We start from the raw sequence: 22,737 nt of genomic DNA, 5'->3' as shown, positions 1-22,737 counted from the left end.
CGCTACGCGCCACCTTCTCCCGGTGGGAGAAGGGAACAAAGCCCCTCACCGCCCAAGCAATACCAGCACATCCCGCGCAATCGCCATTGCCTGCTCACGCAACTCCGGTACCGCCAGGCTTTCCCACAACGCGCCGATCCTCAGACTGCCGATCACCCGCAGCTGCGGATTGGTGCGTCCATCGGCATCGATCAGACTGCCATCGGCATCGGTATCCACCCCGATGCCATGCGGCCCGGCCACCGCAATGCCCTGCCCCAGCAGCTGTTGCAGCAGCGGGTTGCGCATCGCCTGCACGCGCATTTCCACACCGGTGGCGTTGACCAGCGTCTGCACATCCAGCTGCAAGGCATGCCCGGCACTGGCGCCGGCACTCACCCGCACGCAGGCGCCAACCTGGAATGCGACATCCAGCCGCGCGCGATGCAGCTGCAGTTGTCCGCGCGCACGCATCGCCTGCAACTGCGCATGCACCGGTGCGGCGATGCGATGACGATGCACATCCCAGTAGCGCACCACATGGCGCAGGAAGCGGCGTTGATCTGCAACCGACAGCGTGTGCCACAAGGCCTGACTCAACGGGCGGATACGCTCCATCACGCTCTGCCAGGGCAACCCCTGCGCCATCGCCTTGCGCGCATGCCGACGCAGCGCGTGCATGCGCGCACGCAGCGACAACGCCAACAACGGCTGCGGATCGAAATCCGCCGCGACGCAATGCGTCTGCGGCAACGGCAACAACCCATGCCGCGACACCGCATGCACCGCCCCGCGATGCGCCTGCGCGGCCAGCGTCACCACCGTGTCGACCATGCTCAGCCCCGAGCCGACGATGCACACCGCCGCGTCCTGTGGCAACGCCGCGACCGCTTCGGTATCCCAGGCTTCCACCCGCTGCGCACTCGACAAGCCGGTGGCGCCACGCAGCGGCAACGGCCGTAGCGCATTGCCCACCGCCAGCACCACGCTGGTGGCCTGCAGCGTTTGCCCGTCGTCCAGCTGTAGCAGCGCACCGGAAGCATTGGGCTGCAAGGTCTGCACGCGTGCGGCCTGCACGGTCAGCGTCGCCGGGCTCTGCGCACGTGCGGCCTGCAAGCGATCGCGCAGATAAGGCGCGTAATGCCTGCGCCCGACGAACTGCTGCGGCAGCTGCGCGTCTTCCAGCTCCGGGCAGCAGGCCTGCGCGCGCAGGTAATCGACAAAATCCTGCGGCGCCTCCACCAGCGCACTCATCCGCGCTGCCGGCACATTGAGCAGGTGTTCGGCACGCGTGGTGGAATACGCCACGCCTTCGCCCAGCGGGGCGTGCGGCTCGATCAACACAATCCGCACCGGCGCGGTCGCCTGACGCAGCAATTGCAGCGCTACCAGCACACCGGATGCGCCGCCGCCGACGATGGCGATCACTGCATCGCCGGGATCACGCAGTTCATTCATCCGGCAATTGTAGGCGATGCGTCACGTCGCACCGATGACAGCCGCCATGGCCGCTGTCATGGCCGGGATCACGTACCGCTGCGCAGAGGCCGTCGTGCGATGCGCGTTGTCCGACATCCGGGAAGACGACGAGCACCGTCCGTCCAATCCGACCTGGGTGACGACGAGCGAGGTGCTCGTCGTCACGTTGGAAAGCGCCGGCTTGCCTGAGGCCTACGCCGAAAGGCGGGCACTCTCAAACGCAGCAAGACCTTGCCAACCTGTGCTTGCGCCCAGCGATGCGCCCGCACCCGCAGGCATCGACGCGCGTTCCAGCTGGCAATGCGCCGTCATACGACACGCACACGCAAGCCCTACATCAGTGCATCCGCCAACCGCGCAATTCCCTCGCGGCTGCGGCGCCAGGCCGGGCGACTACGCCACTGCTCCAGCTGCAGCTGGCGTGCGTTGGCCAGGTAATCCTGCTCGATCGCACGCAGCCGCTGCACCACGCCATGGTCGTAGCACAGCATGCCGATCTCGGCGTTGAGCGCGAACGAGCGGATGTCCAGGTTGATCGACCCCACCAGGGCGATGTCCTCGTCCACGCTCAGGTGCTTGGCATGCAGAAAGTGCGGGCGGTACAGCGCGATCTTCACCCCGCAGCGCAGCAGCTCTTCGAAATACGCCTCCTGCGCCCACGCCGCCAGGACCTGGTTGTTGCTCTCCGACAGGATCAGCTGCACATCCACACCCGAGACCCCGGCAATGCGCAACGCACTGAGCAAGGCTTCGTCGGGGACGAAGTACGGCGTCACCAGCACCACCTTGCGGCGCGCCAGGTGGATCACCGCATTGATCGCATCGCGCGCATTCTCGAACGGGTACGCCGGCCCGCTCGGCAGCAGTTGCGTGGCGATGTTGGCCTCGCACACCGGCGCGTCCGGCCACACGTCCAGGCGCTGCCCGGTTTCGGTGAACCAGTCGCTGGCGAACACCGCTTCGAGATGATTGACCACCGGCCCGCGCACGCGCGCCACCAGTTCGCGATTGGGCACGCCTTCGATAAAGCCGGCCTCGGCCAGATTCTGCGAGCCGACAAAGCCCACCTGGTTGTCGATCACCGCAATCTTGCGGTGATTGCGCAGATCCATGCGCCCGCTGCGACGCCAGCGCAGCCCACCGGGCAACACCGCCAGCACCTCCACACCGCCGGCCTGCAGCCGCTTGCGGTAGTGGCGCAAGCCACGCTTGGCGCCCACCGCATCCAGCAGCACGCGGCAACGCACGCCGCGCGCACTGGCGCGCTCCAGTGCGGCCACCACCGCATCGCCCACCGCATCGTCGAACATCAGGTAATACAGCAGATGCACGCGTTTTTCCGCCGTATCGATCGCGTCGGTCAAGGCCTGCAACGACTGCGCGTAGTCGTCCAGCAACTCCACCGCATTGCCCAGCGTGGGCATGAAATCGCCCTGGCGTTCGATCAGCGGCACCACCTCGGCGCTGCTGGAATCCGCCTGCGGCATCCAGCGCAAGGCATGCAAGGGCAGTTGCTGTTCGCGGATCACCTGCGAGGCGGTGGCCTGGCGCTCCACCCGCAAGCGCGACAACCACGGGTGGCCGAACAGCAGATACAGCGGCAGGCCGACCACTGGCACGAAGCCGATCAGCAACAGCCAGCTGCGCGCCGCGCCGGGCGTGGTGCGGGCCGGAATCCACAGCAGTGCAGCCAGGCGGATCGCCCAGTCCAGCGCCAGTAGCCAGGTCCCTTGCAACCAATCGGGCAGCATCAGCGATCCGTTCTCAAGAAGACTCCGATTCTGACTGCGCCGCGTGTGAACGCAACGGCGCGATGCCGCTGATCGGCGCGCAATAGCGAAACGGCCCGCCGTGCGCATCGGCCGGCTGCACGCGCTCGGCGCAGACCTGCCGCAGCGTCTGCACGAACGCCGACTGCGCGCGGGTGGGATGCCAGTCGCTGCGCAGCGTCATGCCGATCTGGCGGCGCAGCTGCGGCCCGGTGGCGCCGATCTCGCACAGCAACCCGGCGCGGCGCTCGAACAGAAACTGGTCGCGCGACATCAGCGTGAGCCAATCGTCTTCCAGCAGCAGCCCACGGATGGTCAGCTCCGCGCCGCATTCGATGCGCAGCGCAGGCGGTTCGATGCCCTGATCGCGAAACATCTGCTCCCAGCGCGCACGCACCGGCGTGCCGGTGGTGGCGATCACCCAGGGGTACTCTAGCAATTGTGCGAACGCATAGGCCTGCCCGGCCAGCGGATGCCCGCTGCGCGCCACGATCACCGGCTCGTCGTCGAACAACGGCTCTTGCAGCACATCGCGCACCGGCAAGGGCTCGCGCAGCGCACCGATCAGCAGATCCAGCTCGCCATCGCGCAGATGCGCCAGCAATTCGGCATACGGCCCTTCGACCACGTTGACGCTGGCACCGGGATGCGCGCGCACAAAGCGCGCCAGCACCTGCGGCAGCAGGATCGCCCGCGCCAACGGCATCACCCCCAGCGTGAGCCGGCCGGCGTGCTGCGAGCGCAGCGCAGCCACCTCGTCCAGCCCGGCGCGCAGCTCGGCCAGCGCCAGCCGCACCTGCCGCAACAGCCGCACCGCCACCGGGGTGGGCTGCATGGTCTTGCCGCGACGCACCGTCAGCGGCACCTCGATCACCTCGGCCAGCGCCTGCACCGCGCGGTAGATCGCCGGCTGCGAGACCCCGGCGCGCGCCGCCGCAAGCGAATAACTGCCCGCCACATCCACTGCGATCAACGCCTGCAACTGCCCCAACGAGACCCGCCGCTCCAGGCCCGGGCGTGCCGGCAGCCGCAGCGCACGACGCGCCACCCGGATGCCACGGCCCAGCTGCTCCAACGCACGTTCGATGCGCGGCACCAGCAGCTGCGTGGCCTCGGTGGCGACCATGCCGCCCGGATGCCGATCGAACAGGCGCACCCCGAGCTGCTGTTCCAGCCGCGCCACCGCCTGCGTCAACGCGGGCTGCGACAGATTCACCTGCGGCGCGGCCGCGCTGACGCTGCCCAGCCGGTGCACCACGACCAGGGCGTACAGATGGCGAAGGTTCGGTTCCAGATTTGGCGGCATGCTCTAACTATAAGCAAAACCAATATGCATACCTCAAATGAATCTTGAGCCATCAGGCGATCGGCGCACAGACTCGGCACACCCCTAACGAGGATGGATGGATGAGCCAGGTCGTCACCCGGATCGAGCGCACCCCGCTGGCCATCGTGGATGGGCTCGCGCAAGCCGGCGTGGCCACGGTGCACGAGGCGCAGGGGCGCAGTGGCCTGCTGCATTACCGCCTGCGCCCGATCTACACCGGCTGCCGCATCGCCGGCACCGCGGTCACGGTGTCGATTCCGCCAGGCGACAACTGGATGATGCATGTAGCCATCGAGCAACTGCAGCCCGGCGACGTGCTGGTGGTGGCGCCGACCAGCGACTGCTGCGACGGCTATTTCGGCGACCTGCTGGCCACCTCGGCGCAGGCGCGCGGCTGCCGCGGGCTGATCATCGATGCCGGCGTGCGCGACGTGCGCGATCTCACTGCCATGCAGTTCCCCGCATGGAGCCGTGCCATCTGCGCGCAGGGCACCATCAAGGAGACACTGGGCTCGGTCAACGTGCCGCTGGTCTGCGCCGGTGCGCTGGTGCAGCCGGGCGATGTGGTGGTGGCCGACGACGATGGCGTGTGCGCGGTGCCGCGCGCCACTGCTGCGCAGGTGCTGGCCGAAGCGCAGGCACGCGAAGCGCGCGAGCTGATCAAACGCGACCGTCTTGCCAGCGGCGAACTGGGCCTGGATATCTACGCCATGCGCGAACGCCTGGCGGCCAAAGGCCTGCGCTATGTCTGAGCACGTACGCGCGATGTGGATGCGCGGCGGCACCTCCAAGGGCGGTTTTTTTCTGGCCGACGATTTGCCCGGCGATCGCGCCACACGCGATGCGTTTCTGCTGCGCGCCTACGGTTCGCCGGATCTGCGCCAGATCGACGGCATGGGCGGCGCCGACCCACTCACCTCCAAGGTCGCGGTGGTGTCGCGCTCCACGCGTGCCGATGCCGACGTGGACTATCTGTTCCTGCAAGTGTCGGTGGAACAGGCGCAGGTTAGCGACGCGCAGAACTGCGGCAACATGCTCGCTGGCGTCGCCCCCTTCGCCTTGGAACGCGGCTTATTGCCCGCGCACGATGGCGAAACCGACGTACGCATCTTCATGCGCAATACCAACACGCTAGCCACCGCCACCGTGCAGACGCCCGGCGGCAAGGTGCGTTACGCCGGCGATGCCCGCATCGACGGCGTGCCCGGCACCGCTGCGCCGATTGCACTGGCGTTTGCCGAGATCGCCGGCTCTTCGTGTGGCGCGTTGCTGCCGACCGGCCATGCGGTGCAGACGCTCGACGACGTAGAGGTCACCCTGATCGACAACGGCATGCCCTGCGTGGTGCTGCGCGCCAGCGATCTTGGCATCAGCGGCTACGAAGACCGCGCCACGCTCGATGCAGACCAGACACTGAAAGCCCGCCTGGAATCGATTCGCCTGCAGGCCGGCCCGTTGATGCGGTTGGGCGATGTCACCGATGCCACCGTGCCGAAAATGATGCTGGTCGCCGCACCGCGCAACGGCGGCGCGATCAGCGTGCGCTCATTCATCCCGCACCGCTGCCATGCCTCGATCGGCGTGCTGGGCGCGGTCACCGTCGCCACTGCCTGCCTGCTGCCCGGCGCGCCCGCGCATGCGCTGTCGCAGTTGCCTGGCGGCAGTACACAGCAGCTGGATGTGGAACATGCGAGCGGCGCGAGCAGCTGTGTCATCACGCTCGACGCGCACGGTGAGGTGGTACGTGCCGCCGTGCTGCGCACCGCACGCAAACTGTTCGATGGTGAGTTGTTTGCTTGAGCGCGGCTGCCCGCCTGCGATGTGGCAGCCGGCATTACGCTGGCTTGAGCCCGGGGCGTTGATGCGTGGTGTGCTGCGTGCTGCAGTCCGCGTGCCGGCTATTAACGATCGCGCGTGGCGCGTTCTCTGTGCACTCGAGCAACGCGATTCGCTTTTCGGGCTACCCGCCCGATATCAGCGCGGCATTCCGGTTCGCTCGGGTGCGATGCATTGCTTCGCCGACAACTGCAGACCGATGGCAGTGCATACGCGGAACTGCATCGCTCCCAGACCCATGCATCCGAATCCAGACATCCGTCCACATGCGCACTGCACATCTATCGGTCGGATGCGTAGCGCGTTCTGCGCACCTCAACGAGCATTCTCATGATCATCGACTGCCACGGCCACTACACCACCGCGCCCGCTGCACATGACGCCTTCCGCAAGGCGCAGATCGCACACTACGACGACCCGCAGTTGCCGGCACCGATCTATCCGCAGATCTCCGACGACGCATTGCGCGAAAGCATCGAGCAGCATCAACTGCGGCTGCTGCGCGAGCGCGGCGCGGACATGACGATTTTTTCGCCACGCGCCAGCACCATGGCGCACCACATTGGCGACGAGGCGGTGAGCCAGATCTGGACGCGGCATTGCAACGACCTGATCGCGCGCGTGGTGCAGCTGTATCCGCATACCTTTATCGGCGTGTGCCAGTTGCCGCAATCGCCGGGCGTCTCCATCGCGCAGTCGATCGCCGAGCTGGAACGTTGCGTTACCGAACTCGGGTTTGTCGGCTGCAATCTCAATCCAGATCCCTCAGGCGGTCACTGGACCGGCGTGCCGTTAACCGACCGCGCCTGGTATCCGTTCTTCGAAAAAATGGTCGAGCTCGACGTGCCGGCCATGGTGCATGTGTCCGGCAGTTGCAACGCCAACTTCCACGCCACTGGCGCGCATTATCTCAATGCCGACACCACCGCGTTCATGCAGTTTCTCGAAGGCGATCTTTTCAGCGACTTTCCCGACTTGCGCTTCATCATCCCGCACGGTGGTGGCGCGGTGCCGTATCACTGGGGCCGCTTCCGTGGCCTGGCCGACATGCTCGGCAAGCCGCCGCTGTCCACGCACGTAATGCGCAATGTGTTCTTCGATACCTGCGTGTATCACCAACCTGGCATCGACCTGTTGTTCGAGGTGATCGACATCGACAACATCCTGTTCGGCTCGGAGATGGTCGGCGCGGTGCGCGGCATCGACCCGCAGACCGGCCAGTATTTCGACGACACCAAGCGCTACATCGATGCATTGGCGATCTCCGATGCCGACAAGCGCAAGGTGTTCGAAGGCAATGCCAGGCGGGTGTATCCGCGTCTGGATGCGCAACTGCGCGCACGCGGGATGTAATCCCCTTCTCCCTCCGGGAGAAGGTGCCCCGCAGGGGCGGATGAGGGTACGGGCGAAGCCTCTGGTACTCAAAGTGGCTTCGCCCCGTACCCTCACCCCTACTCCTCTCCCGCAGGGAGAGGGATGCAGTCCGCCGGGTTGTGTTGGCCCCGGAGGAGTGCCGATTAAAACGACGGTCGAGAAACCCCTAAACGCCCAAACCCCACAAACGCAAACACCCGCCTTTCGGCGGGTGTTTGCTTGGATGCAGATCGCGTAATCGGTGGATTACTTGATCTTGCCTTCCTTGTACATCACGTGCTTACGCACGACCGGGTCGTATTTCATCATTTCCATCTTCCCCGGAGTGTTTTTCTTGTTCTTATCCGTGGTGTAGAAGTGGCCGGTAGCGGCCGAGGAAATCATACGAATCTTGTCACGCTTGCCTTTTGCCATGACTGCTTACTCCTCAGACCTTTTCGCCGCGCGCACGCAGCTCTTTCAGAACGGCATCAATCCCGTTCTTGTCGATGGTGCGCAATGCATGCGCGGAGACACGAAGCTTCACCCAGCGGTTCTCGCTGGCGACCCAGAAGCGGCGCTCGTGCAAGTTGGGCAGGAAGCGACGACGGGTTCTGTTGTTTGCGTGGGAGACGTTGTTACCCGTCTGCACACGCTTGCCGGACACTTGGCATACGCGGGACATTACGCACCTCGATAAATGAATTGCCACCCATAGCCTGGGGAGCGGCGGCCCCGACAGCGCTAGGCTGCCACGCAACGTTGGGAATCAAGAACTTACGCTGGGAACGAGCCGGCAACCCCATCGCGCTGGGTGCCGCCATCCGGAGCGATCCGGGCACAGCGAGCCGCGCATTATGCACGGCTTTCCTTTGTGCCGCAAGCACTTACAGCGCTCGCCCGCTAACCCCACCGCTATCGGCACCTGGCCCGACGGCGGTGGTCGATCGGCCTTCCCCGGCCTACGTCAGCGCAGCGACCCGATGCAGTTCCGCCCATGCGCCGCGCGCCACCTGCCAGGCCGAGCGCAGGAACAGCAGCAGCAACGCCACCGCGATCACCAGGTCGGGCCAGCCGCTGCCGAACGCCCACACCGCCGCACTGGCAGCCAGCACCGCAAGGCCTTCGTAGACATCATTGCGCGAGCAGGCCCAGGCCGAGGCCAGGTTGATGTCGCCGTTACGGTACGGCCACAGCAGGCGCAAACACACCAGATTGGCGGCAAAGTTCAGCGCGGCCACCAGCCCCATGCTCTGAAACAGCGGCAGCTGCGGGTGGGCCAGCTTCCAGCCGATCTCGGCGGCCACCGACAGCGCCACCAGCAGAATCAATCCGGCCTTGAGCAAGGCGACCCGCGCCTTGGCCGCCAGGCTGGCGCCCACCACCGCCAGGCTCAATGCATAGGTCAGCGCATCGCCCAGGTTATCCAGGCTGCCGGACAGCAGCGAAGCGGCGCCACTATGCAGCGCGCCGGCCAGCATCAGCGCAAAGCTGCCGGCATTGATCGCCAACACCCACCACAGCACGCGCCGCTGACGACCCTGCATTGCGGCCACATCCAGGGTCTTGCCGCACCCGCAACAGGACTCGCTCATAGCGTGCCTGCCTGCGGCGTTGCCGCGAAAACCGATCCGGATCGCCCCGCCCGCTCGCGATGCAGCCAGCGATACAGCACCGGCAACACCAGCAAGGTCAGCAGCGTGGACGAGACGATGCCGCCGATCACCACCGTGGCCAGCGGGCGCTGCACCTCGGCACCGGCGCCGACGTTGAAGGCCATCGGCACAAAGCCGAGTGCGGCCACCAGCGCGGTCATCAACACCGGGCGCAGACGGCTCAGCGCACCTTCGCGCAACGCCTGCTCCAGCGACATGCCCTCGGCACGCAAGCTGCGCACGAAGGCGATCATCACCAGGCCGTTGAGCACCGCCACGCCCGACAACGCGATGAAGCCGACGCCGGCGGAGATCGACAACGCCAGATCGCGCAGTGCCAACGCCACCACGCCGCCGGTCAATGCCAGCGGCACGCCGCTGAACACCACCAGCGCATCGCGCAGCGAGCCGAACGACCAGTACAGCAGCGCGAAGATCAGCAACAAGGTGCCCGGCACCACCCAGGCCAGGCGCTGGCCGGCGGAGATCAGTTGCTCGAAGGTGCCGCCGTAGCCGATCCAGTAACCGGTGGGCAGCACCACCTCGGCCTGCACGCGCTGCTGCACCTCGGCGACGAATCCGCCCAGGTCGCGATCGCGCACATTGGCGGTGATCACGATGCGGCGCTTGCCGTCTTCGCGATTGATCTGATTGGGCCCCAGCACGGTCTCGATCTTCGCGACCTCACGCAGCGGCACGGTGGTCGGTTCGCCGCTACGCCAGCCGGCCGCGCGACTGGACTCGTCCGCATCGGCGCGCTCGCCATCGCCACGCAGCGGGATCGGCAGATCGGCCAATGCGGTGGGATCCTGACGCAGGCCTTCCGGCAGCCGCACCACGATGTCGAAACGGCGGTCGCCTTCGAACAACTGCCCGGCCGCCTGCCCACCCACTGCGGCCGACACCGTGTCCTGCACCACTCCGGGATTGAGGCCATAACCGGCCAGCGCGGCGCGATCGGGCACCACCGCCAGCATCGGCAAGCCGGTGGCCTGCTCCAGGCTCACGTCGGCCGCGCCCGGCACCGTGCTGGCGACCTCCTGGACGCGCTGCCCCAGCTTGACCAACGTGTCCAGGTCGTCGCCGTACACCTTGATCGCCACATCCGCACGCACGCCGGAAATCAGCTCGTTCATGCGCATCTGGATCGGCTGGGTGAACTCGTAGTTGTTGCCGGGCAATTGCTTCACCGCCTCCTCGATCTCGGCCACCAGTTGCGCCTTGGGCTTGCGCGGATCCGGCCATCGCTCGCGCGGATGCATGATCAGGAAGGTATCGGCCACCGATGGCGGCATCGGGTCGGTCGCCACTTCGGCGGTGCCGAGCTTGCCGAACACATGCGCCACTTCCGGAAACTGCTTGATGCGTTTTTCCAGCGTGGATTGCATGGTGATGGCCTGTTCCAGGCTGGTGCCGGGAATGCGCAAGGCATGCAGCGCGATATCGCCTTCGTCCAGGTTCGGAATGAACTCGCTGCCCAGGCGCGTAGCCAACACCGCGCACACCACCACCGCTACCACTGCGCCAATGCCGACCAAACGACCGTGCCGCAGTGCGCGATCGAGCAGGGGCGCGTACACGCGACGCGCCCAACGCATCGCACGGTTTTCGTGCTCGGCCACCTTGCCACCGAGCAACAAGGCGATCGCCGCCGGCACGAAGGTCAGCGACAGCAGCATCGCACCGGTCAGCGCCAGCACCACGGTGATCGCCATCGGATGGAACATCTTGCCCTCGATGCCGGTGAGCGCGAACACCGGCAGATACACCGCGGTGATGATGCCCAGGCCGAACAGGCTGGGACGGATCACTTCGGCAGTGGCTTCGGCAGTGAGTTCGAATCGCTCATCGCGCTCGAGCACACGTCCCAGACGCAACTGCGCTTCGCCGAAGCGGCGCAAGCAGTTCTCCACGATGATCACCGCGCCATCGACGATCAAGCCGAAATCCAGCGCGCCCAGGCTCATCAGATTGCCGGACACGCCACCGCGCACCATGCCGGTGAGGGTGAACAACATCGCCAACGGAATCACCGCCGCGGTGATCAAGGCCGCACGCACATTGCCCAGCAGCAGGAACAGCACCACGATCACCAGCAAGGCGCCTTCGATCAGGTTCTTGGCGACGGTGACGATGGTGCGGTCCACCAGCGCGGTGCGATCGTAGACCGGTACTGCCTGCACGCCGGCCGGCAAGCTGGCGTTGGCCAGTTCCAGGCGCTGCGCGGCCGCTTGCGCCACGGTGCGGCTATTGGCACCGACCAGCATGAACACCGTGCCGAGCACCACTTCGGTGCCGTCTTGGGTGGCGGCACCGGTGCGCAACTCGCGGCCCTCGCCGACCTGCGCCACATCGCGCACCCGGATCGGCACACCCTCGCGCCGATCCAGCACGATGGCGCCGATCTGCGCGATATCGTCCACCTGCCCCGGCACCCGCACCAGAAACTGCTGGCCGTTGCGTTCGATATACCCGGCGCCGATATTGCGGTTATTGGCTTCCACTGCGCGGGCCACATCGTCCAGCGTAAACCCCAACGCCACCAGCCGCGCCGGATCGGGCGTGATATGGATCTGCCGCGCATAGCCGCCGATGGTATTGACCTCGGTAACGCCGGGCACATTGCGCAACTGCGGGCGCACCACCCAGTCCTGCAGGGTGCGCAGATCGGTGGCCGTCCACGCGCTGCCATCGGGCTTGCGCGCATTCGGCTTGGCTTCCACCGTGTACATGAAAATCTCGCCCAGGCCGGTCGCGATCGGCCCCAGCTGCGGCTCCAGATCGGCCGGCAATTGCGACTTGACCTGCTGCAACCGCTCGGACACCTGCTGCCGCGCAAAATACAGATCGGTGCCATCGGTGAAGACCGCCGTCACCTGCGACAAGCCATAGCGCGACAACGAGCGCGTGGACTCCAGCCCCGGCAAGCCCGCCAACACCGTCTCCAGCGGAAACGTCACCCGCTGCTCCGATTCCAACGGCGAATACCCTGGCGCGGCCGTATTGACCTGCACCTGCACATTGGTGATATCCGGCGTCGCATCGATCGGTAAGCGCGAAAAACTCCATGCCCCGATCGCAATCAATACCCCCGTCAACGCCAGCATTAACCACCGCTGCGCGATCGCGAACCGAATGATGTTAGTGAGCATGATGCGCACCTCCGCGCACACTCTGCGCAACTGCGTGCGCAGCCACACCGATCAGTGCGTGCGTGCCTGCGCTGCGACCGCGTCGATGACTGAAAAAACGTGTCACTGAAGCATGGAAGCGCTGTTCGCACGCACGTGCGTGCGGTCGAGGAAAAAGCAAACCGGAAACGCAGCGATCAATGATCATGCGACGCCCCCGACTTCTCGATATCCGCTTTGACCAGATAACTCTGCTCCACCACCACCGCGTCACCCGCCGCCAAACCCGACACCACCTCCACCTGCTGTGCATCGCGCGCGCCCAGTTTCACCGGCCGCACCTCGTAGACATCGCCCACCCGCACGAACACCACCTCCCAGTCGCGGAACTGCTGCAATGCCCCCACCGGCACCACCATCGCCGCTGGCTGCTGCGCCACCGTCACCCGCGCCTTCACCGCTGAGCCCGGCCGCCACAGACCATCGTTGTTGCGCAACACCGCGCGCGCCACCGTGCTCTGACTCGCCGTGGCCGTACCCGGCAACACGCGCTCCAACGTGGTCTGCGCCACCACGCCATCGCTGATGCGCGTCACCGTCACCGGTGCGCCGGCGGTGATGTGCCCCGCATCGGCACCGAAGATGTGCAGATCCACCCACAAGCTCGACAGGTCGGCGATCTCGAACAACACCTGGCCTTCGCCCGCATTGCTGCCCAGGCTGGCGTTGCGGGCCAACACGGTGCCGCTGATCGGTGCGCTGACCGAGTAGGTAGTCAGACTCAGATTGCTCTCCACCGTGGCCAGCACCTGACCGGCGCGCACCTGGTCGCCGACATTGACGCGCAAGCTGCGCACCGGACCGGGAAAGCGCGCGGTGGCCTGCGCCTGCGCACCTTCTGCCGGCGTCAGCAGGCCTTGCACTTCGTGCTGGTCGGCAATGCTGCCGGGGCCAACGGGCGCAACACGAATGCCGGCGTCCTGCGCGATCTTCGCCGCGATGGTGGTGCGGCCTTCGTAGCTGGGATACGCCCAGCGATGCGACTTGCCCTGCACGGTGGCGCGCACCTCCACATCGAACGAATGCGGCTCGCCGACCGTGCTGTCGGCCAACAGGCTGCCATCGTCGCGCGCGCGCAATCGATGCACTTCGTTGACGCCGCCGAGCCGGGTCAAGCGCACCTCCACATTGCCGGCGCTGGGCGGCAACGGTTTGCCGTCGCGATAGAGCCAGGCTTGGTACGTGGGTGGCGTGCCGTCTTCTGCAATGGCCAGCTCCACGCTGTCGCCGTCCTGTTCGAGCAGGCGCCCGCCGTGTGCGCCTTTTTCGGCTTCTTCGCCATGGGCATCGGCTTCACCCTCGGCACCGGGCGTTGCGTGGTCATGGGCTTCTTCGCTGTTGCCGCTGTTGCCGCCGCAGCCGCTCAGCAGCAGCGCCAGCACAAGCAGCGCAATCAAAAAACGTTTCATCGGAATTGGTCCTGGTTGGCGCCGGCGCAGTGCGTCGTGCGAACGAACGAAGAAGGTCTGTGCTGGATCCGCGGTAGGCGCGGTAGGCGCGAGCATCGCTTGGCGACTACTGGATGCCGATGCGGTTGCGAACGCGGCTGCGAATGCCGATACCGATACCGGCGCAGCAGATCCAGGCGGACGCGTGCATTCAGGGCGAAAATACGCAGCGGACGTAGCGCTCATGGCCCCACCTGCGTAGCACTGTCGAGCACAAACGGCTGCCCGGTCAGGCGCTGAATCTCGATCAACGCGGTCTGCGCTTCCAGTGCCGCGGCCAGTTGCTGCTGGCGTGCATCGCTGCGCTGCGCCTGCAGTTGCGCCCAGTCCAGATAACTGGTGGCACCGGCGCGATACGCACGCTCGGCAGCGGCATCGGCACGCGCAAGCGCGGGCAGCACATTGCTGCGCATCCGCGTCACTTCCAGCTGTGCGGCGCGGTAGCGGCCATGCGCATCGGCCAGCGTGGTGTACAGCACCAAGGCCTGCGAATGCCGCTCGATGTCCAGAAGCGACAGCTCCGCCTCGGCGGCGCGGATCTCCGGTTGCGCGCGCGCGGCGCTGCCCAGGGCCAGCGAGACGCTGCCGAGCAGCGCGGTGGCATCGTTGCCCTCGAGCCGGCGCACGCCCACCTGCCAGTCCAGGTCCGGGCGCGCCTGGCTGCGTGCCAGCCGCACCCGCGCCTCGCGCACGCGCTGCTCGCCGTTCAAGCGCGCCAGTTCGGGCGTGGCATCGAGCAGCTGCGCCAACACCTCGAACTCGGGAATGGCCGGCAACTGCAGCGGGTCGCCGGTGACATCGCCAAAGTCCGGCGTGCGCTGCCCCCACAACACTGCCAGCTGGCGGCGTGCGGCCAGCAGCTCCTGCTGTGCGCGGTCGCGCTCCAGTTCCGCGCGCGCCTGCAAGGCCTGCGCGGTCAGCACGACCGATTCAGGTGAGGCGCCGGCCTGCAGCCGTTGTCGCGCGGCACTGACGGTGCGCTGGCGCTGGGCAAGCGTTTCCAGCGCAACCGCATGCCGCTGCGCGGCCATGCCGATGGCCAGATAACGCCGGGCCACTTCGGCCAGCACGTCCAGTCGTGCCAGCGCCCGCTGCGGCGCCAGCGCGTCGATGCGTGCCTGGGCCAGCGTGCGGCGCGCGTCGAGCTTGCCGCCGCGTTCCAGCACGCCGGCCAGGGTGACGGTGAGTTCGGCCTGGTCCAGCGCGCGGGTCGGGCCGGTGCCGAACACGTTTTCCAGTTCGGCGCCGATACGCAACGGCGGGCGCAATGCGTCGCGCTCGGCTTCGGCGGTGAGGACCGCGCGCTGACCATCGGCCAGGCGCAGATCGGGGTGCTGCCGGGCGACGCGCGCAATGGCGTCGTCCAGGGTCAGCACGAGTTTGGGCGGTACGTCCTGCGCCATGGCGCACGGCACGACCGCGAAGACGGCAAGTGCCGTCAGTCGCAACCACATGAGGGTGTCTCCGGAATCGGGATCGATGGACAGGCCGGCAGCTGCCGGCGATGCATCAAGCCGCGATCGGAGGACGCAATCCGGTCTCGCTCAGTTGCGAGCGGTAGTGCGCGAAGACGGCCACAGGCTGGGCCTGCGTATGCGTGGACAGCGGCAGCCAGGCCAGCGCCGGCAACACCGCCGGATTCTGGCCGTGGCAGTAGCCGCTGTGCATCAAGGCGTGCATCAGGCCGGCACCATCGCGCTCGCCGGCATCGCCTTCGTCGGCACCGTCATGGCCGTGCGGCGCGGTGTCTTCCAGATGCATCTGGTCGTGCGCCAGCGCATGCACATCGCCCAGCGCGCAGGCCACCGGTGCGACCAACACGCCCATGACCAACACCGCCAACGCCATCAGGCGCAGCAACGGGTGCAACAGGCGGGCGCGGCGAAGCAACATGGGCGCAGCGTATCGGGGCCGGGGTAGTTACACAATCGCATGCACGGTTTAGTCGGAAGCTCAGGTCAAAAGCTTAGTGAGTCGAGGGCGCGGTGCCCTCGCCGCTTGCGGGACACGCCGTGAATCCATCCCTGGAGGCTCGGTGGCGGCATCCATGCCGCCACACGGTCCCGCAATCGGCGAGAACACCGCACCAGAGAGTTAGTCGGTGGCTTTGTTGAAAGCCATGAACACCGACCATCGCGACTGGTCCTTGCTCGCCCACCGTCGCGGGACCTTACGCGGCATGGATGCCGCGTAAGAGCCTACATGGACGTACTTGCGGCGTGTCCCGCGATGGTGGGCGGGCAAGGGCCCTGCAGTAAACGCAAAGAACTCAAGTGCGCGGTGCCCTCACCGCTCGCGGGACCTTACGCGGCATGGATGCCGCGTAAGAGCTTACATGGACGTACTTGCAGCGTGTCCCGCGATGGTGGGCGGGCAAGGGCCCTGCAGCCAAACCACAGACCAGCCGCTCTACAGTGGTCCTGTCAGCCACTCCCCCAGGGCATCACAGCGCCGCGTTTCGGGCCCGCTTGGCGTCAGCCGGGCGCGCCTTGCTGTCGGCGATAAACGCCCGCACCTGCTGCTCCAACACCGGCAAGGTCACCGAGCCCTGCTTCAGCACCGCGTCGTGGAAGGCCTTGATGTCGAAGCGATCGCCCAGCGCCTGTTCGGCCTCGCCACGCAGCTTGACGATGGTGATCTCGCCCAGCTTGTAGCTCAGCGCCTGGCCCGGCCAGGAGATGTAGCGGTCCACCTCGGTGGTGACCTCGTGCTCGCTCAGCGCGGTGCGGTCGCGCAGATAGGCCAGCGCCTGCACGCGGCTCCAGCCGTCGTGGTGCACGCCGGTGTCGATCACCAGCCGGCAGGCGCGCCACATTTCGTAGGTGAGCCGGCCGAATTCTTCGTACGGGGTCTCGTAGATGCCCATCTCCTGGCCGAGCTTTTCGGTGTACAGCGCCCAGCCTTCGCCATAGGCGGAGATGTAGTTTTCGCGGCGGAACGCCGGCTGGTCGCCCTGCTCCAGTGCCAGCGAGCCCTGCAGCGAATGACCGGGCGAGGACTCGTGCAGGGTCAGCGCCGGCAGGTTGTACAGCGGCCGCGATGGCAGGTTGTAGGTGTTGACCCAGTACGTAGTGGCGCCACCGCGCCCGGCAGTCCAGAACGGCGCGATATCGTCCGGCACCGGCTTGATGGTGAAGCGCCCGCGCGGCAGCGTGCCGATAAACTTGCCGACCTGCCCGTCCACGCGCTTGGAGATCCACGCGGCGCGATCGAGCAACTCCTGCGGGGTCTTGGCGTAGAACTGCGGGTCGGTGCGCAGGAAGGCCAGGAACTGCGCAAAGCTGCCCTTGAAACCGACCTGCCTGATGATCGCGTCCATCTGCGCCTGGATGCGCGCCACCTCGTCCAGGCCAATCTGGTGGATCTGCTCCGGGGTCAGCTCCAGCGTGGTGTATTCGCGGATCTGCTGGCGATAGAACGCCTTGCCGTCGGGCAACGCTTCGGCCGCCAGCGTGGTGCGCGCCTTGGGCATGTAGTCGTTGCGGAAGAAGCTCAGCAGCTTGGCGTAGGCCGGCAGCACCGCCGTGCTCAGCGCGGCCTTGGCCTGTTCGCGCAGTTGCGCCTGTTCGGCGGCCGGGATCTGCGCCGGCAGCTGCTTGAACGGTGCGTAGAACGTCGACTCGGTGGGGTCCTTGACCTCGGCGACGGTGGCGATGGAGACATCGCGGCCATCCAGCACCGCGCGCGGCACGCTGAAACCGCGTGCCAGGCCGGCGCGCATGTTGGCGGTCTGCTGGTCGAAGTAGCGCGGCACATCGTTGAGGCGCGCGATATAGGCGCGGTACTCGGCCGCAGTTTTCATCGGCCGCTGCGCCATGAAGCCCAGGTTGGACCAGAACGAGCTGTCCGAATTGAACGGCATCTCGTACAGGCGCAGGCGCACCTCGGCGGCGAGGTTTTCCACCTGCGGAGGGTAGATGGCGTAGTTGACCTGGTTGGCGGGCGAGAGTTGTTTCGGGTCGACGCCGTCGAGCTGCTTGAGCACGCCGTCCCACACCGCCAGGCGCGCCTGCTGCGCCGCCGGGCCGACATCGGGCAAATGCGTATTGTCGCCGGTGGTGTCGCTGTCTTCGTCGGCCTGGCCGGTCTCGGCCTGGCGCCATGCCCACTCTTTTTCGTAGATGGCGCGGAAGCGCGCATCGGCGGGGCGCTCGGCAGTCAGCGTGGCAGGCGGTGCCACCGGTGCCGGTGCGGCGGCCTGCGCCGAGGTGGCGGCGAAGCTTGCGCCCAGCAGGGCGAGCGAGAGTGCGGCGGCGAGAGGAGATGTCACGTGCGGGCGGCCTGCGTCTGGATCGAACGCGCAATGATGGCAGCGCAGGCGCTCGTTGCCATGGGCCGGAAGTCCCAGCGTGGGGATTGGGGATTAGGTGAGGGCTATGGCCGGTCGCGCGCCCCGCCACGTCGGGTCCCTTTCCCTGCAGGCGGGAGAAGCGACCAGGCGCCGTGGCTTTTTAGCTCTCCCGATGCACGCGGCCGGGGCAGGCAGGCCGCCGCTTCAGCCCGTCTTGCGCACCACGACCAGATGCCGCTCGCCATCCAGGCCGGGCACCTGCAGCGGATGCACGTCAGCTACGCTCCAGCCGGCGGGAAGTGCGGCGATCTCCTCATGCGGGTAGATGCCCTTCATCGCCAGCAGGCTGCCGCCAGGGCGCAGCAGGTGACCTCCGACGTCGATGATACCCGCCAACGTGTCCAGCGCCCGTGCGGTGAGGTGGTCGTAGGCGGCCGGCTCGTCCAGCGCCTCGGCGCGCGACTCGGCCACGCGCGCATTGCCCAGCGCCAGGTGACGCAAGGCCTCGCGCATGAAGCGCGCTTTTTTGCCGTTGCTTTCCACCAGCGTCACCTGCAGCTGCGGGCGGGTGATCGCCAGCGGGATGCCGGGCAGGCCGGGGCCGGTGCCCAGATCGGCCAGGGTGCCGCTGGCGATGTACGGCTGCATGGCCAGCGAATCGAGCAGATGGCGGGTGACCATCGCGCGCGGGTCGCGCACGGCGGTGAGGTTGTAGGTCTTGTTCCAACGCACCAGCAGCGTCAGGTAACGCAACAGCGGCGCGGCAAACGCCGCATCCAGGGATTGGGCCTGCAGGCCGTTGGCCAGCGCGGCGGCTACATCGGGGGGAAGTGCGGCATCGTTCATGGCGCGATTATCGCAGCTGGGTGGCGTGCAGGTGCGTGGGTGCGGTGGACAGCACATGCGGCGTTCCAGACCGACCACACCCACCTTTAGTGACGTTGCCTGATCGTTGGATCGTTGGATCGTTGGATTGCTGGATTGCTGGATTGCTGGGTTGGCTGGCTGGCTGGCTGGCTGGCTGGCTGGCTGGCAAGCATCACCGACCGGTGCGACACCTGCCGCCTCACCGCCGCAGCGTCTTTCGAAGATCGCGCTATCTGCGTCGCCAGCGACACAGCTGCCGCTGCCATTGAACGGACATCCGCCCGTCGCACTATGGTCGCGTCCGCTAGATCGCCTTTGTGCCCATGTCCTTGATCGACCCGTCTTCCGTATCGCCCCTGTCCGGTTCCGACAACACGACACCCCCGGTGGATCACAGCCGCCGGCGCATTCTCATCGGCGGCGCCGGGCTGGCGACTGCCGGACTGCTCAGCCCGTTCGCGCGCGCAAGCGGCAGCCCGGAACCGTTCACCCTGGGCGTGGCCGCCGGCGACCCGCTGGCCGACGGCTTTGTCATCTGGACCCGGCTGGCACCGCGCCCGCTGGACCCGGATGGACGCGGCGGGCTGACCGCACCGGTGCGTGTGCGCTGGCAGGTGGCCAGCGATCCGGGTATGCGCAGCATCGTGCGCCAGGGCGAGACCGTCGCCAGCCCGGCCTGGGGCCATGCGGTGCATGTGGAGGTCGCCGGCCTGGCCGCCGATCGCCCGTACTGGTACTGCTTCCAGGCGCTGGGCGCGCGCAGCCCTATCGGCAGCGCACGCACCTTGCCGGCGCCGCATCAGTTGCCGGATGCGGCGCGGCTGGGCTTTGTGTCCTGCTCGCACTGGGAGCTGGGCTATTTCAGCGCCTACCGCCATCTGGCTGCCGAGCAGCCGGACCTGGTGTTCTTCCTCGGCGATTACATCTACGAATACAGCAACCACGGCGAGGCAGCGAACAAGATCGTGCGCCCGCACGGCAGCGGCGAATGCCTGGATCTGGCCGGCTACCGCAACCGCTATGCGCTGTACCGCACCGATCCCGACCTGCAGGCCCTGCACGCCGGCAGCGCCTGCGTGGCGACCTGGGACGACCACGAGGTGCAGAACGATTACGCCAATCGCTGGTCGCAGGATCCGTCGATTCCGGTCGACACCTTCCTGGCCCGGCGCGCGGCCGCGTATCGCGCCTTTTACGAGCACTTCCCGCTGCGCGCGCGCAATCGCCCACATGGCGCCGACATGCGCATCTACCGATCGCTGGACTACGGCCAGCTGGCACGCTTCTACGTGCTCGATGGCCGCCAGTACCGCAGCGAACAACCCTGCCCGCAGGCCAACGGCTGGCGCGGCGGCCATGTGGTGGACGACAGTTGCCGCGAACGCACCGACCCACGCCGCACCATGCTCGGCTGGGAACAGGAGCGCTGGCTGCATGGCGCCTTCGCACAATCGCCCGCGCGCTGGAACGTGATCGCGCAGGATCTGCTGGTGGCACCGATGAACCAACACGGTCGAGACGGCGTATTCGGGCAGTGGACCGACGGCTGGGACGGCTACCCGGCCACGCGCACCCGCATGCTCGACGCAATCGCCAAGACCCGGCTACGCAACCCGGTGTTCTGGGGCGGCGACATCCACTCGTACTGGGTCACCGACTTGAAGGCCGATCCGGCCGACCCGGATTCGCCCACGCTGGCCACCGAATTCGTCGGCACCTCGATCACCTCCGACGGCCAGAGCAACACCGAGCTGCAAGCCACCATGGCGCTCAATCCGCATGTGCACTACGCCGAAGGCGAAACCCGCGGCTATGTCTCGGTGACGCTGACGCCGGGGCGGATGGAAACGCGCCTGCAAGGCATCTCCGACCGCCGCGACCGCCAGGCCACGGTCTCGACGTTGAAGCGCTTCGTGGTCGAAGACGGCAAAGCGGGGGCAGTGGAGGCGTGATCAACTATAAATATCTGCATCGACAAGATTATGGGCCAGGATTGATCCATGCCTTTCGAACTCGCCCCTGGAAAAACAACACCTCCAGGGAAGCGCTGAACAACGCATTGCAAATACGGTTGCCCCCACTTCGGATAGTGCGGCTCGATCACCCCAGCAGGTCCCTCCACGGCACCGCCTGATCCATCTCCGACAAAACATATCGCGCCGTGTCCGCTTGCGCTTGCCGTTGTACTCCGCCTCGCCAAAGGTCAGCTGCATCGAGATCGTCTGCTCGGTTCATTTGTCGATTGTGGCAGGTCAGGCTGCTTTGCTCATCAGGCTGATTTGATCGGACCTTCCCTAAGTGACTTCTAGGACATCAACAATCGCGGTTATCCGATTTCCTTCTAGCAACTCGAATCGAACACCGGGGCGCAATTTCTCTTCAGGCGCATGGGGCGAAAGAAATCGCGCATCAGCTTCACATGGCTGGGCATCTACGTCTCCATTAATATCCAGCACAACAGTCCATGCGTCAGATAGCCAAGATAAATTATTTCCAGGAAATCGCGCTACGGTGACGTACTGCCTGGACGTTGGTAGCGCTTTACGCTTTTCATCGGACCAATGAACCAGCACTGGGTATATACGGGTCATGGCAGCTCTCTAATGACTGCTTGCTCAAGTTGATTCAGCTCCCCGTATCGAGCTGGTCCGATACCATCTAGTCTTTCCATACGCATAAGCTGATCTCCAGCGGATTTGGGAAGCTTCACTTCCAATAGTTTACTAGTTCCCTTGCCATTTAAGAGATCACCCCATCGCTTTGCGTTTTCCAATGTCTCTGCGAACCACTTACCTCCTAAAGAGTTAGGTCCCGCTGTAAATCTACCGGTTGCACCAATCGAAGCAGCTTCAGCCTCGCTCACCGCTCGGTATAGTGTAGTTGTTCCCCGTGCCGCAGTATTGCCCCCAAGGCCACCACCAGCGATAACTCCAATGGCTGCAGTAACGAAACCCTCGTGCGTCTCCCGTGCCTCCTCCAATGTCGCAGCATTACCGCCAACGCTTTCGATAAGTCTGGCTTGACTCGATGGCGTCTTGGCTCGTTGCCCAAGCACAGATGCAAATGACCTAGCCGAGGTCTGTAGTCCTGCGATACCGCCCTGATCGCAAACACTCTGAATCCGCGTTCCAGTACAACCCACCCGCCCATCGGGATCAAAGAACTTGTACGGGCTGCTGTTTGCGTATCGATAACGATTGAACTGAGCGAGCGGATCGCTTAACGCAGTTACTGGATCAACACCGTAGAAGACTCCAGTTTCGGGATCGTAATACCGCTGCTGCATATAACTCAGCCCGGTCGCCGAGTCAGCCACATGTCCGGTAAATCCCGGCCCATCCACCGCGGCCTTATTGACCATGCCGCCATACGGCTCATACACCGTCCGCTCGATCACATTGCCTGCGGCATCGGTGATCGCCACCGGTGAGCCCAAGGCATCGGTGTGGATGTACTCCACCGTTTCGGCAAGACCTGCAGCCGGCCAGGCCAATGCCAACAGCAGCGCCGCACGACGCGTGATTCTCTTCAGCATCCTGGCA

At 66.0% G+C, this 22,737-nt stretch carries 18 protein-coding genes and 1 pseudogene; 4 read left to right on the top strand and 15 right to left on the bottom strand.

What is annotated here, in order from left to right:
• Window positions 1-45: 45 nt before the first annotated feature.
• The 3 genes from AC1KVG_RS08755 to AC1KVG_RS08745 all read right to left on the bottom strand — a co-directional run bounded on the left by AC1KVG_RS08755 (window position 46) and on the right by AC1KVG_RS08745 (window position 4,533).
• Complete coding sequence (locus tag AC1KVG_RS08755) at window positions 46-1,437, bottom strand: FAD/NAD(P)-binding protein (protein WP_481094143.1); 1,392 nt, start codon at window positions 1,435-1,437, stop codon at window positions 46-48.
• 353 nt (window positions 1,438-1,790) lie between these two features.
• Window positions 1,791-3,209 (bottom strand): cardiolipin synthase, encoded by a 1,419-nt coding sequence (gene cls / locus AC1KVG_RS08750; RefSeq protein ID WP_115039225.1) that lies wholly within the window; start codon window positions 3,207-3,209, stop codon window positions 1,791-1,793.
• Between the two features lie 13 nt (window positions 3,210-3,222).
• Window positions 3,223-4,533 (bottom strand): LysR family transcriptional regulator, encoded by a 1,311-nt coding sequence (locus tag AC1KVG_RS08745; protein WP_481094142.1) that lies wholly within the window; start codon window positions 4,531-4,533, stop codon window positions 3,223-3,225.
• 101 nt (window positions 4,534-4,634) lie between these two features.
• On the opposite strand from AC1KVG_RS08745, the gene AC1KVG_RS08740 reads away from it, so the two are divergent.
• The 3 genes from AC1KVG_RS08740 (at window position 4,635) to AC1KVG_RS08730 (ending at window position 7,743) form a co-directional block, all read left to right on the top strand.
• Window positions 4,635-5,306: a 4-carboxy-4-hydroxy-2-oxoadipate aldolase/oxaloacetate decarboxylase gene (locus tag AC1KVG_RS08740; RefSeq protein WP_481094141.1), complete on the top strand. Its 672-nt coding sequence runs from the start codon at window positions 4,635-4,637 to the stop codon at window positions 5,304-5,306.
• Window positions 5,299-6,354, top strand: coding sequence for a 4-oxalomesaconate tautomerase (locus AC1KVG_RS08735; RefSeq protein WP_481094140.1), 1,056 nt, complete (start codon window positions 5,299-5,301; stop codon window positions 6,352-6,354). Before AC1KVG_RS08740 ends, AC1KVG_RS08735 begins: the two co-directional genes overlap by 8 nt.
• A 366-nt stretch (window positions 6,355-6,720) precedes the next feature.
• Window positions 6,721-7,743 carry an amidohydrolase family protein gene (locus AC1KVG_RS08730; RefSeq protein WP_481094139.1) on the top strand — a complete coding sequence of 341 codons (1,023 nt, stop codon included), beginning with the start codon at window positions 6,721-6,723 and terminating at the stop codon, window positions 7,741-7,743.
• Window positions 7,744-8,010: 267 nt separating this feature from the next.
• Here AC1KVG_RS08730 and rpmG read toward each other — a convergent pair whose 3' ends face one another.
• From rpmG to rsmG, 9 genes are all read right to left on the bottom strand, one after another.
• Complete coding sequence (gene rpmG / locus AC1KVG_RS08725; RefSeq protein ID WP_002809462.1) at window positions 8,011-8,178, bottom strand: 50S ribosomal protein L33; 168 nt, start codon at window positions 8,176-8,178, stop codon at window positions 8,011-8,013.
• A 13-nt stretch (window positions 8,179-8,191) separates the two neighbouring features.
• A complete protein-coding gene (gene rpmB / locus AC1KVG_RS08720) occupies window positions 8,192-8,428 on the bottom strand; it encodes a 50S ribosomal protein L28 (protein WP_002809459.1) in 237 nt (78 codons plus the stop codon).
• Window positions 8,429-8,705: 277 nt separating this feature from the next.
• The gene (locus tag AC1KVG_RS08715) at window positions 8,706-9,338 is read right to left on the bottom strand and encodes a cation efflux transmembrane domain-containing protein (protein WP_481094138.1); all 633 of its coding nucleotides are present in this window, start codon (window positions 9,336-9,338) and stop codon (window positions 8,706-8,708) included.
• The gene (locus AC1KVG_RS08710) at window positions 9,335-12,550 is read right to left on the bottom strand and encodes an efflux RND transporter permease subunit (protein WP_481094137.1); all 3,216 of its coding nucleotides are present in this window, start codon (window positions 12,548-12,550) and stop codon (window positions 9,335-9,337) included. Before AC1KVG_RS08710 ends, AC1KVG_RS08715 begins: the two co-directional genes overlap by 4 nt.
• A 176-nt stretch (window positions 12,551-12,726) precedes the next feature.
• The gene (locus AC1KVG_RS08705) at window positions 12,727-13,998 is read right to left on the bottom strand and encodes a permuted SH3 domain-containing protein (protein WP_481094136.1); all 1,272 of its coding nucleotides are present in this window, start codon (window positions 13,996-13,998) and stop codon (window positions 12,727-12,729) included.
• 221 nt (window positions 13,999-14,219) lie between these two features.
• Window positions 14,220-15,491: a TolC family protein gene (locus tag AC1KVG_RS08700; RefSeq protein ID WP_481094135.1), complete on the bottom strand. Its 1,272-nt coding sequence runs from the start codon at window positions 15,489-15,491 to the stop codon at window positions 14,220-14,222.
• Window positions 15,492-15,546: 55 nt separating this feature from the next.
• Window positions 15,547-15,930 carry a hypothetical protein gene (locus AC1KVG_RS08695; protein ID WP_023905633.1) on the bottom strand — a complete coding sequence of 128 codons (384 nt, stop codon included), beginning with the start codon at window positions 15,928-15,930 and terminating at the stop codon, window positions 15,547-15,549.
• Between the two features lie 550 nt (window positions 15,931-16,480).
• On the bottom strand, window positions 16,481-18,307 hold the full coding sequence (locus AC1KVG_RS08690; RefSeq protein WP_481094134.1) for a DUF885 domain-containing protein: 1,827 nt from the start codon (window positions 18,305-18,307) through the stop codon (window positions 16,481-16,483).
• 225 nt (window positions 18,308-18,532) lie between these two features.
• The gene (gene rsmG / locus AC1KVG_RS08685) at window positions 18,533-19,174 is read right to left on the bottom strand and encodes a 16S rRNA (guanine(527)-N(7))-methyltransferase RsmG (RefSeq protein WP_481094133.1); all 642 of its coding nucleotides are present in this window, start codon (window positions 19,172-19,174) and stop codon (window positions 18,533-18,535) included.
• Between the two features lie 344 nt (window positions 19,175-19,518).
• On the opposite strand from rsmG, the gene AC1KVG_RS08680 reads away from it, so the two are divergent.
• A complete protein-coding gene (locus tag AC1KVG_RS08680) occupies window positions 19,519-21,147 on the top strand; it encodes an alkaline phosphatase D family protein (protein ID WP_481094132.1) in 1,629 nt (542 codons plus the stop codon).
• Window positions 21,148-21,263: 116 nt separating this feature from the next.
• On the opposite strand, the pseudogene AC1KVG_RS08675 reads toward AC1KVG_RS08680, so the two are convergent.
• The 3 genes and pseudogenes from AC1KVG_RS08675 to AC1KVG_RS08665 form a co-directional block, all read right to left on the bottom strand.
• Window positions 21,264-21,408 (bottom strand): annotated as a pseudogene (locus AC1KVG_RS08675) (IS5/IS1182 family transposase); the annotation flags it as partial.
• 81 nt (window positions 21,409-21,489) lie between these two features.
• Window positions 21,490-21,786, bottom strand: a complete 297-nt coding sequence (locus tag AC1KVG_RS08670) for a hypothetical protein (protein WP_481094131.1) — start codon at window positions 21,784-21,786, stop codon at window positions 21,490-21,492.
• Window positions 21,783-22,730, bottom strand: a complete 948-nt coding sequence (locus AC1KVG_RS08665; RefSeq protein ID WP_481094130.1) for an RHS repeat-associated core domain-containing protein — start codon at window positions 22,728-22,730, stop codon at window positions 21,783-21,785. The genes AC1KVG_RS08670 and AC1KVG_RS08665 overlap by 4 nt, the downstream gene beginning before the upstream one ends.
• Window positions 22,731-22,737 lie beyond the last annotated feature (7 nt).

It is taken from the genome of Xanthomonas sp. NCPPB 3959 (genome assembly GCF_056675575.1).
Note: the sequence above shows the minus strand (reverse complement) of the source record. Positions and strands in the feature narration are given on the sequence as shown.